This is a genomic window from Mucilaginibacter sp. (genome assembly GCF_028288225.1).
Lineage (GTDB): Bacteria > Bacteroidota > Bacteroidia > Sphingobacteriales > Sphingobacteriaceae > Mucilaginibacter.
The window spans coordinates 31438-42765 of the sequence record NZ_JAQBOC010000034.1; the positions used below are offsets into that span (position 1 = coordinate 31438).

Consider the following 11328-nt stretch of genomic DNA (forward strand, 5'->3'; position numbering starts at 1 on the left):
AGAAACGCACCTGGTATCAAATTTCAATTAAACCTATAGATCATGAAAAATAAAATTACCACATCAATAGCAGCTGCAGCAATCATTGGGCTGGCTATAACTTGCTTTGCCTTCAAGGGCGATCAAAACAACAGACTTTCGAAGACGGAGCGGGCCAACGGCTGGCAGCTTTTATTTGACGGACGTTCTACAGCAGGCTGGCACTTATATAACGGTACCGCACAATTTACGGTATGGAAAGGGAAAGACGGAGCGCTTGTTTGCGACCCGCTGGACAAATCGGGCGCTGGCGATCTTGTCACAGATCAGGAATTCAAAAACTTCGACCTTAAGTTCGATTGGAAACTTCCTAAGGGCGGGAATAGCGGCGTGTTTGTCAATGTTTTGGAACGAAAAGATATCCCCGCCGCATGGGCATCCGGGCCTGAATATCAACTACTGGATAATGCTAATCCTGATTTCGCAAAACCACAATCACGATCCGGATGCCTTTATAGCCTTGCACCACAAAAAAATCCAGTGAAAATCCGGCCGTCCGATACCTGGAACCATTCTGAGATCAAACAGGAAAACGGGAAAGTGAAATTTTATTTGAATGGGATATTAACTGCGGAAGAAGATTTCTCCTCCAAAGCCTGGACCAATAAGGTTGCCAGTTCCCATTTCAGCAAGTTTCCTGAATTTGGCAAACATATCAACGGCCGCATTGCATTACAGGATTGGTCGACTGGAGTGGCTTTCAGAAACATAAAAATTAAAGCGCTATAGATAATTAACCCATACGATGAACAGAAGAAAATTCCTGGGCCAGAGCGCCCAGGGTCACAAAGGCTGCCAAATTTGGCGGCCTTCTTTATTTCAATTGGACCATTCCATGTCATATAAAGGCTCAATAACCACATAAATTCGCCCATGCAAAACCTGAACTTTTAGAATACGGAATAACTTGCGGGTTCAGGAGCCAGGTGACCTGTAACCAGTGCAATAATTTCTGGAATTACAGCTATTTCCGTTTCGTTATGTGCTTTGCCAAATATATCCAGCGTATCCGATTGTTGTTTTACCCAATCGGTATCGTTAGCATTACCCTTGTCTATTTTGCCTAAAGCGTCAAGCCCTATAGCAGCGGCGGCAGCAAGATTTTTTGAATGATCCTGTACTTCCAGTAACCGCTTATTGTCGGCAAAAACAAGTTGCAACTGCACGTCGTTTTGCTGCCATAAAATCAGGGTGCTTTTTATTTGCGCTTCCGCATTTTTATCTTTCGTTGATAAATATATCTCCACTAAATGCCTGAATTTACGCTTAGTTTCCGAATCGACAAATACAATATCTGACACATTGGTTAACGGCGAGGTTTGGAAAGCGGTCTGTGTAGGTTTAAACATCACTGCCACCATTTTGCGGTAGCCTTTTACTGGAGTCAATACATCAGTTAAAATTTGCAGGTGTTCTATGGACTCACCATTGGTAAGCCTTCGCAGTGCCCGTTCATAATTACTTATGTTCGACAACCCCTGTTCATCGAGCTGACCGCTTAGTATAAACAACCTGCGGTACAGATCATCTACATTATTTACCAGGGCAGGTGACCATAATCGTTCGGCAATAGCTCCCGCACGGGGCCAAATACGACCGTCAATATTATTGTTATCGGCAAATTCTGTCCATTGCGCTCCTTCTCCGCCTAAAATATTAGGATTATCGGTCTCCGCAAATGCCGGGTTATTATAATAAACATAAGCAGGCATAAACACGTCCAGGTAAAAACCTTCAGATATCAATACAGGATTATGCGTGGCCAAATCACTGGCTTTGCCTGCTGACTTGATCATTCCGTTATCCGATGGAATCCATTTATGCACAATGGCATCTGCAGGTAATTTATCATTATATATCTCTTCCCAGCCTATAAGCAGCCGATGGTGTTTCTTCAAAAGATGATATATTCTTTGTACATAATACCGCTGAAGGTCATCCGTGCTTTGCATATTATGCTGTTTCATGTAAGCCACGATAGCAGGGTTTTGCCTCCAGGTTAAACCATTGTTTTCATCAGCCCCGATGTGCATATATCCAGCCGGGAAGATGGCTGCCATTTCCCCTATAAATTTATCCAAGAAAGCATAGACCTTTTCATTGGTCGGGTCAAAAGTTGGCGCCTCCAAGTTAGCAATTACGTCTGCTATCGAAGTGGTTTTGGGGGTGTTAGGTCTGGGATGCTCTTTTTGCCATTGCCCTCGTGAGCCGGGACGGTAGGGTCCTGGCTGGCTGGCCAGTTCAGGATATCCCGCAAACCAACTTTGCGAGTGCCCAGGCATATCAAACTCGGGCACAACGATAATACCCCTATCCTTTGCATAACCAACCAGTTCCTTTAATTGAGCTTGAGTATAATAGTCACCGTTCGATCCATTCACTTGCAATTTCGGAAAAACTTTTGATTCCACTCTAAATCCCTCGTCATCACTTAAATGCCAGTGCAGCACGTTCATTTTTACGGCAGCCATAGCATCAAGATTTTTTTTCATTTCTTCAAATGAAATAAAGTGCCTGGCAGCATCGATCATTAACCCGCGCCATTTGAAGCGGGGTGAGTCCTCAATAGTGATACACGGGAAATAATATCCTTTATCATCTTTATCCCAAAGCTGCAAAAGCGTTTGCAATCCACGTAACGCACCAATGGTATTTGGCGCCTCCAGCTTAACCTTCTTTTCGTCCACCGTTAATGAATAACTTTCATCTGCCGCGATAACAGGGCTGGCCATTGTCTTTACCGCAATAACCAATGATGCGGAATCCGATCTATCTGCAGCCGTTATGTAATGCTGGCCAAATACTAATCCTGTTTTGCGGTTCAATGCTTGATAGGTTCGGTTTATAGCTTTATAAAAAACAGTATCTGCCACATTAGCTTGTACCGATACGGTGAATTTACCTGTAATACGATAACTCCCAGTATTTAATATTAATTGTTTTGGCATTGGCAATAGCTTCAAACTGGTTACCTGTTGTGCATGCAAGACAAACTCACAAAAAAGCAGGATGGTTAAAAAGGCGATCTTCTTCATATATTTATTTATTATGTTGTGGGTTAATTTCAATTTCCTTTATTCCCTTTTCAGTGCACATACCGCGGATATAGACCTCTACAAGGTTTTTGAATAGCACATTGGCGCTTACCCCAAACTGGTCATAACTGCCGGAACGTGTGATGGAAGCGTATAAGACGCCAATCCCGGTTAATGCGATCGCCGGATTTGTGTCATTCTTAAAATAGCCTTCAACTACGCCGTTTTCTACTATGGGCAATATTTTTTTCGCAAAATTATTTTGCTCGCGGGCCAATGCCACATTTTGCAGCTCCGGATAGTAATGATTGAGATCGTAAAAAAAACCATGGTTTATGCCAAAATCTTTGGCAAGTGAACTTCGAAATAATGTGAGCAGGGTAACAGCCGGGTTTTCATTGCTTTTAAGAAGGAGCTCCAGGTCGTCAGAAAACTGCCTGTACATTAGCCGCAGGCATTCCTCCAACAACTCTTCCTTACTTTTGAAGTACTTGTAAACGGTTTTGGTTGATATTCCCAGTGGCTCAACCAGCTTTTTAATGGTCATGCTGCGGATGTCGTATTGCATAAAACGTTCCAGCGCTACCTTTGTGATCTCTTCTTTCAAAGTGGAAAATATTTATATTGTTTAATTTTCCATAAAGGTAATGGAAAATATCATTTGCAAGTTATTTTCCGATGATTTTTATCAATTTATTTTTAATTCATGCGCAGTTACACGCACATTGCAAATTAGGTATGCCTTTGGCAACGATCGATCTTACGATACTCTCCACTTTATTATCTTTTATACTAATAATTCGAGTTTATATAATTTAACCCCATCTACTTTAGGGGCTCTTCCTGGCATATACGTTCAAAAGGAAAGACTACAAGTTTTAAAGACAGGCAACAATAACATTCCATACAATAATCTCCATCTGCAACCTATTTATAGATAAGAAATTGAACCAAATCATTTATAAATCTAAATCCGCTATTAAACGCAAATCCGAAAGGAAATGGTTCGATATATGTACAGTGGGGACCACTTGAAAATGTTCAAGGAGTTTTTGTAGAAGCCTTCAGAGTAATTTCTGAGAGCTTTTTGTTGAGTATGGACAGTCAAAATCATTCGCGGTCAAGCGAAAGATGCTTGAACCAGAGGGGTTTTTGTTAGGCTCTACCAGGTGGTTTAGTTAGGTCAAGTTTGCAGGCAAGCACATGATTTGTCAAAATACTCAGCTTTCCAATAGTGGATATCATTGATGTCCCGATAATCATATCGTTAAATTTGTAATACCCAATGAACGGGGATTTTAGAAAAACCATGATAGTTTGTTCGTTCGGCCAACCTTTGAAGCTCTCAACAATTTCGTTTAACCTCCTGCAAACAAAAAACACCCACATCATCTGCAGGTGCTCCTTATTAAAACTTAAATCTAAACTAACAATCTATTTCCCTTTTTTCTTCTTCTCCAGCTCATCATGAAGTGTAATTAATGGCAGTATTTTTCCATATATGTGACTTATACTATCCGGGTTCAGGGCCGGAACTGATGATGAATGGCAGGTAAAACAGGAGAATTTGGGTTGCTGGAAATAGGTTTCCATAGTACTGTTGGCCAGTACGCTTGTTCCTATTGATACCCCCGGGGCTGTACCGTCCACGCCGTAAACGCCGCCTGTAGGTGCTGCACCGCCGCTTGTCCAGGTTGAGCCAATTAAAAGATAGTTGCTGCGCACATCTTTATCTCCCAACAATTTCCGGATGGTGTTATTGATGGAAATGATCTCGCTGTTTGATGCGGCCGAGCTTTTATCCTCCTGGTTAGTAACAGAATCTTTGGCACTGCCCCACGGCATAACGGTAAGCGTATTGCTCGGGGTAATGGTAAAGCCTGAATCAGCAGTAATAGTATCGGTAGAATTAAATTGCTTGTCGACATTTGTCATGTGCGAAACATTGAAAGATTTATCCGAGGCATCTTTACTGAACAGCCAGCCGGTACCTGTGTCCTGTGGTACTGTTTTTACCTTTTTATTTGAATCAAGGTACCTGTATTCGGCATTAGGGGTATTGCTTTGATGCTCAAAGGTAGACCAGACCATTTCCGGGTGCCCAGCAACGCTGCCAACAATATGCATGCCTACCAATGCCATTTTTACAGTTTTTTCGCCATTGGGGATCCATTGTTTTGGGTTTGATGTATTATAAGTTGGGATAATAGCAGTAACAGTTACATAATCACCAGGATTGGGTAGCGTGCTGGCTTCAACCCACGATGTTTTAAGCTCCATAGCCAGGGCATTTGAGTCTGGCAGGGTAACATTGTTAGCTTTAGCATAGGTAATAATGCTATCTAATGCACCCTGCGTTGTTGGAAATTCGTTAGCAGTTAATTTACCGTTTATTGCGCCGGTAACAAACCACGCATACACATCGTTCACCATGGTTAAATAGTACACCAATGATCCATTTTGTGCCATTAAAACATCGCCTGTTGCCTGGCCGGCCTCTGTTTGCACCTGGTTACCTGCAGCATCAAGAAATACCGACCTGTCGCCTACCGTAAATTTTTCCACTATGTTTTTTGGGTTGATCTTATGGCGGATAATTGCTTGCGGGTGCTGGATAACTTTCCCTGCTTTATCCATAAACACAAAAGCACCTTTATTATCAAGGCTTACATGATCTACCTCAACCGTAGTTCCGGCCCCGCTTTTTACAAGGGCTTTGGTTTTCGGGGCAGATTCTGCTGTTTCAACTTCTAACATCCTTCCTTTGGTATCAATAATAACGGGCAGCCTGTTTGGGCCATTTTTGGTAACATGGCTTGCCATTCTTAAAGGAGTATTAGCGGCATGGGGCTGTAATTTGCGCTTACCCGTTGAATCTGCCGGTAAAACATCATAAAACAATGGCGACTCAAATACTGTATTTTCACTCCCATATTGTTTGGCGTTAGGCGAAGTAAGCCATAAAAACATATTTTCAGACCATTGGTAAAACTCGCAATTGTTTTGATGCTGAAAAGCGACACTATTAGCAGGTAGTACTAACCCATTGGGCTCGGCCTTGCCACTGGCAAACCAGGAGTTAAATGTAGCTGGTGTAACTGTACAGGAAGCCAAAACATCCTGGGGGAGCGTAATTTTGTCAACAACAGGGGTGTTACTACAGCCCCAAAGTGCGCAGCAGGAAATAATACCGGCAACGGTTTTGATCGAATGTTTCATAATTAATTGTGATTGAAAGGTTTAAATATTGATAAAAGTGTTCAGGTTATTAACGCAATGCCTATTAAGCAATATGTTAATTTATAGATAAATATAACAACAATTATTGATAATTTAAAACCAGAATATTATTAAACATTTAGAATAAATTATTAACTATAACTCAATAAAAAAGCTATAAGATTCGGGCCTTATAGCTTTTTACATTCAATGCCGGGCTTAACCTACCATGAATTGCGTTAATGCATTGGCGTTAATGCCGCGCGCAGATTTACCCACCCGGTCATTGCTTCGCCCGACCTCCCTCCCTTCGCTGCACTGCACGTAAGGAGGGAAGGAAAATACGGCAACTTAATTACATTGCAGATAAGCTTAAGAAAGCTTCAATGATTGCATTGGCTTTCAATCATCAGCCCTGATTGTTACCACTTCTCCAATCCCAGCAGCTTCTTTCCTAACGCTGAAAGTTCAGCAACAGGGTTCAGTTTTTCACGTTTCAGCGGGTCGCCGGGAAAGGCGTAGCCTTCCATGGCATCGCGGTTTTGCCAGCTGTTAATTCGCCATTGCCTTAGCTCCTCATTTTCTTCCTGGGCCGGCATCATAGCAATATATTGGGCTATACGCACTTTGTTGCTGCTTGTATTTGGCCGGATGCCATGTGGCTGCAGGCTGTTAAATATTAAAAGATCACCAGCTTCCAGCTTAACTTTTACTATTTCGAAGCCTGCTGGGTCGGGTTTATAATGATCGCGGTCTTCCGGTTGTGTCAGCTTCCAGGTATCATAAGTTCTGTATAATTCGGGGATGCATTGAAAACCGCCCATATTTTCATCTGTCTGATCGGCGAGCGCCAAAACACCCTGCACATTTTGGGGCCTGGTTTCAGGGTCATAATCCCAATGTATAAACCCTTTATAATCAAAACCCGGGCGCAGCGGGAAATTTAAATTCGCCCTGTCAATTGTTACCCAAAGCTTTTCGGTTCCCCAAACATCGGCGAATGCTGCGTGCACTTTTGGATATTGCCTGTTATCCCACATATATTGGTGGTTATAAATTTCAACCATGCCGGTATTGTTAAGCTCCTTCATCTGCATTTGGGCATTGGGCTTTTTATACCAGCTTTCTATATCATCAGGGTTTTTATCTTCGTACTCCCATAAATAGTCTGCCATTTTTTTAACCTGTTCTTTTGGTACCGCATTTTTAATGATCACATAACCATTATTTATCCAAAAGTTCCAGTCGTCTTCGCTAAGCAAACGAAGAGGTTCGCCATTACTGCGGTCATTTAATTTTATCTGGCTTGATTTTGCTGTTGAAGGATTACCTGGTATTTCCTTGTGAGCATTCATTGTTTCTACTTGCATAATTACAATTGGTTTGATGATTCAAAGCTACCGCGCTATTAGCGTTCGCTTATTCTATACATTAACAAAAATTTGCTCTGTATTAACATTTTGCTTAAATTAGATATTATCATCAGAACAATGGAGCATGAATGAGATCCAATTGGAAAAGGTAGAGTTTGAGCCGGGTAAGTCATTTAAACTGTTTTCTCCCCGCCTGAGGAATACTTTTTTATGGCATTATCATCCCGAGTTTGAACTGGTTTATGTGGAAGCTGATGCCGGGATCCGTCATGTTGGCACGCATATATCAACCTATACTCACAGCGACCTTGTATTTATCGGGGGCAACCTCCCTCATCTCAATTTTGATTACCGTTTAAGGAGTGAATATCACCAGATTGTGATCCAGCTAAGAACTGATTTTTTAGGCACTGCGGTGGGCCTTGTTCCAGAATTTTCTGTCATCAATAATTTATTTAAGAGCGCTGAGTATGGAATTGCCTTCGATGGTGAAACCAAACAGCTGGTTGCACAAAAGTTAAAACAGCTGGGCAGCTTAAATTCCCTTGATCAATTATTGCAGCTGATCAATATTTTTCAAATGCTGGCAAGCTCAAACGAGCGGACTATTTTAAATGACGACCTTACCAGCAAAAACTTTATTTTAAAGGATAAGATAAGAATGGGGGCTATTTATGAATATATTGATGCCCAATACCATAACAAGCCCGATGTTAATGTGGTGGCCGGGAAGATAAATTTGACAACCCCTGCATTTTGCAGGTACTTTAAAAGGCAAACCAATATGACCTTTACTGAATTTGTAAACCAATACCGCATTGAGCGGGCAAAAAACCTGCTGATGCAAAACCACAATGTAAGTGAAACCTGCTACGCCATTGGTTTTGAAAGCATATCCTATTTTAATAAGCTTTTTAAAGAGATTGTTGGACAAAACCCATCAGGTTTCAGGCGGAGTTGGGAAAGCAAAGTCTAAAGGGTTGATTACGTTACTTATTGATGCAGGATACATTTATGAAAGCAGATCCGGGGAATTAAAATCTCATTTGCAGGAATTTTTTCCAAATTAACCTGGATAAAATTCGCCTTAATACTATTATCTTTTTGTTAAAGAGAAGCAAACCATGCTTAAAAGGCATATTTCTAATCCCGTTTTCATTTAACGGTACAATGTTTGAATACCTATATGTAACAGCATTTAAGATGTTACTAAGTTAATTACAACCTCAACATATATAATTTTCATCTCTCAATTCTAATTTTAAACCACTTATTGTAACTTTTAATTAATAAGGCCCGTTAAAATGTTTTCAACGGGTTTTATTTTTGCCTTTTATGACAATAAAACTCCTTAATAACAATTAAGTTAAATAGTTACCCAAAATGATAAAAACATCAAAATTACTGGTTATAAGCATGTTAGCAGCTTTTTTATTCCTGGCCTATTCTCCAACAAAAGCCGGCACAAAACAAAGCGCTCAACACAGTAATGGAATTTTAAGCGGCCTTGGTGATTGGCTGCATAATTCATTTGGTCGTAGTATCAACGGAAACACCGGTAATACAAATACGGAAGACAATGGCAGCACCGGCAGAATTTTTCCGATAAAAAATGAAACCTTGTTTTTAATTATCATAGGCGTTATTACAGGGTTCAAGGTATTTGTGGTCGATAATGAAATCGAAACTCACCAGGGCAGGTTGTAATTTTTGTGCGGTTTCTTAATAAATATTGCCGGGCTTTATGCCGGCATCTTCATAAATAAAACACTTGTTAAAATCACTTAGTAAACAGATCATATTTACTTTACTGTATATCTGTAAACTTTCCTTCCTAAATTTCCTTTTTCATCAATCCCTTCCACTACCATACGGTAGGTGCCGGGAGTATCGGCATTATAATAATCAATTTCGGCATTGCCATCCGTATCAGTAACCAGCTTCGGGTTCCAGTAGATGGTTGATCTCAGGTCTTTCCTTTTCATGTTAACTTCAAGGTTATCATATTTTGGCGAGTAGAATGTTCTTGCTTTATAGTATCCCCGGGCTGTTATTGGTAATACGCCGAATGAAGGAATGTCTTTTAGTGGTGTTCCATGCAATAAAGTAATAAGAATAGCTCCTTCAGTATCACTTGTTCCTACTGTTTTTACTACTTCTATTTTATCTATTAAACCTGTACTTATTGAATTAATATCAAAACGGGCCGGCATTTCCTGATCATCAACAATAATCATCATCGGTTTGCCACTCATAGTTACACGTTTATAGGCTATATATTGTCCCATAACTGCTGTCGGAACAAACTTAACTCCCGGAATTCTCCCATCTAACCGATCAGACAAAAAACCTCCAATTAAGATATCCTCTTTTTTTATCACATAATCTGCTACGCCATATCTGCTGGTATGTACAAGCGGTTTAAGTTTATGTGCCTTAATTTCAACTTCACTTAGCATCTTTCCGGTTATTAAGCCTTTACCATAACGCTTTTCAAGGTTCTCTGCTGAATTTATCATGTAAATTTTTAACCCCTTATTTGTATCTTCTTGTATTGGCTGCGGGTTATTAATTTGAATAGGGGGAACAGATTTATTCTGAATATAAGCTAATTCTGTTTTGTTACTTTCTTTTGCATTAACCGCCTGTAAAATAAATTTGGAAGAATCTGCAAACACCAAATTAGAAAAGCGAAAATTTCCTTTATTATCAGTACCTGCCCGTAAAACTGAATTACCACCAACCGGGTCGATTAATGACACTAAACCCTTTGATATTGGCGTCCCTCTTAATGTCTTCACAACTCCCAATATTTCTAATCCTTTTTCAGGCTGATACGCTAACGCCGGATAGCTATTGTTCAGCACCTGCTTCCACTCAAACCTGCGGTAGCCATTTGTGAGCATCACCAGGTCGAGCTGTTTTAGTTTTTCATCAGTAATGCCGTTAAAATAATAGTTGGGCTGTTCTACATTTCCTTTTAAATCATCAGTTAATAGCAAGTTACTTAATATGGTGCTTTCTGCATTTTCATCAATGGGCACTTTGCTTTCATCAGTTACCGATATGGAAAAATGCCCGGTAACTGCCGAATCGGCACGGTTCTTTGCATTCAGCCTGATATTTATTTTCCCCCTCGTCGCATAAGTTGTTTCATCACTGCTAACTGAAAGGTTAAGCTGGTCGTAGTTTTGCACAAAGAACAAGCGTTCAGCTATAGGTTCACCTGCTGCTGAAAATAAAGTAAGCGTATTAATGCCGGTACGCAGGTGCCGTTTTGCCAGGTCAAGCTTTATTACCGGGCTGTCAAGCTTGCAATCCACAGTAATAGCGATACCTCCTGAATAGATCAGCAGCTGATAAGCCCTGTCCTTATTTTGTTGATAATATGTGTTATTAGCTGCGATAGTCACAGATGCTTTTTGCAGCGAGTCATTATCAACAGTTAACACTATTCCCTGTTCTCCAGGTTTTGGCAGGTCAATCGTATTTTGCGACCCATCGGCAAAGCTTAAATTGGCCTTATAGCTTTTGCCGGCTTTAGCCTCCAGGTAAAAATAACCCATACCTAAATGCACTGATGCAAATTGCGTTATTGTTTTACCTGTATTGTCAGTAACTGTGCCCTTAACACCCAGGCCCAAACCGTTTATACCAACAGC

The 11328-nt window shown here is 40.7% G+C and carries 8 protein-coding genes; 3 read left to right on the top strand and 5 right to left on the bottom strand.

All coding sequences use genetic code 11. The annotated features are described in order from the left end of the window. The first annotated feature begins 42 nt into the window (after positions 1 to 42). A complete protein-coding gene (locus JWQ54_RS10770; RefSeq protein WP_299584320.1) occupies positions 43 to 768 on the top strand; it encodes a DUF1080 domain-containing protein in 726 nt (241 codons plus the stop codon). A gap of 161 nt (positions 769 to 929) precedes the next feature. Here the strand turns inward: JWQ54_RS10770 and JWQ54_RS10775 are convergent, their stop codons facing one another. From JWQ54_RS10775 to JWQ54_RS10790, 4 genes are all read right to left on the bottom strand, one after another. Then, positions 930 to 3074: a beta-N-acetylhexosaminidase gene (locus JWQ54_RS10775; protein WP_299584323.1), complete on the bottom strand. Its 2145-nt coding sequence runs from the start codon at positions 3072 to 3074 to the stop codon at positions 930 to 932. 4 nt (positions 3075 to 3078) lie between these two features. Further along, entirely contained in the window at positions 3079 to 3681 is a 603-nt protein-coding gene (locus JWQ54_RS10780; RefSeq protein WP_299584326.1) for a TetR/AcrR family transcriptional regulator, read from the bottom strand. A gap of 827 nt (positions 3682 to 4508) precedes the next feature. Beyond that, a complete protein-coding gene (locus JWQ54_RS10785; protein ID WP_299584329.1) occupies positions 4509 to 6293 on the bottom strand; it encodes a hypothetical protein in 1785 nt (594 codons plus the stop codon). 422 nt (positions 6294 to 6715) lie between these two features. Then, the gene (locus JWQ54_RS10790; protein WP_299584332.1) at positions 6716 to 7663 is read right to left on the bottom strand and encodes a phytanoyl-CoA dioxygenase family protein; all 948 of its coding nucleotides are present in this window, start codon (positions 7661 to 7663) and stop codon (positions 6716 to 6718) included. Positions 7664 to 7790: 127 nt separating this feature from the next. Between JWQ54_RS10790 and JWQ54_RS10795 the strand changes: the two genes are divergently transcribed. Both JWQ54_RS10795 and JWQ54_RS10800 read left to right on the top strand, forming a co-directional pair. Further along, on the top strand, positions 7791 to 8642 hold the full coding sequence (locus tag JWQ54_RS10795; RefSeq protein WP_299584335.1) for an AraC family transcriptional regulator: 852 nt from the start codon (positions 7791 to 7793) through the stop codon (positions 8640 to 8642). A gap of 407 nt (positions 8643 to 9049) precedes the next feature. Further along, a complete protein-coding gene (locus JWQ54_RS10800; RefSeq protein WP_299584338.1) occupies positions 9050 to 9373 on the top strand; it encodes a hypothetical protein in 324 nt (107 codons plus the stop codon). Positions 9374 to 9468: 95 nt separating this feature from the next. Here the strand turns inward: JWQ54_RS10800 and JWQ54_RS10805 are convergent. Next, on the bottom strand, positions 9469 to 11328 hold a 1860-nt coding region (locus JWQ54_RS10805; RefSeq protein WP_299584340.1), incomplete at its 5' end, for a TonB-dependent receptor.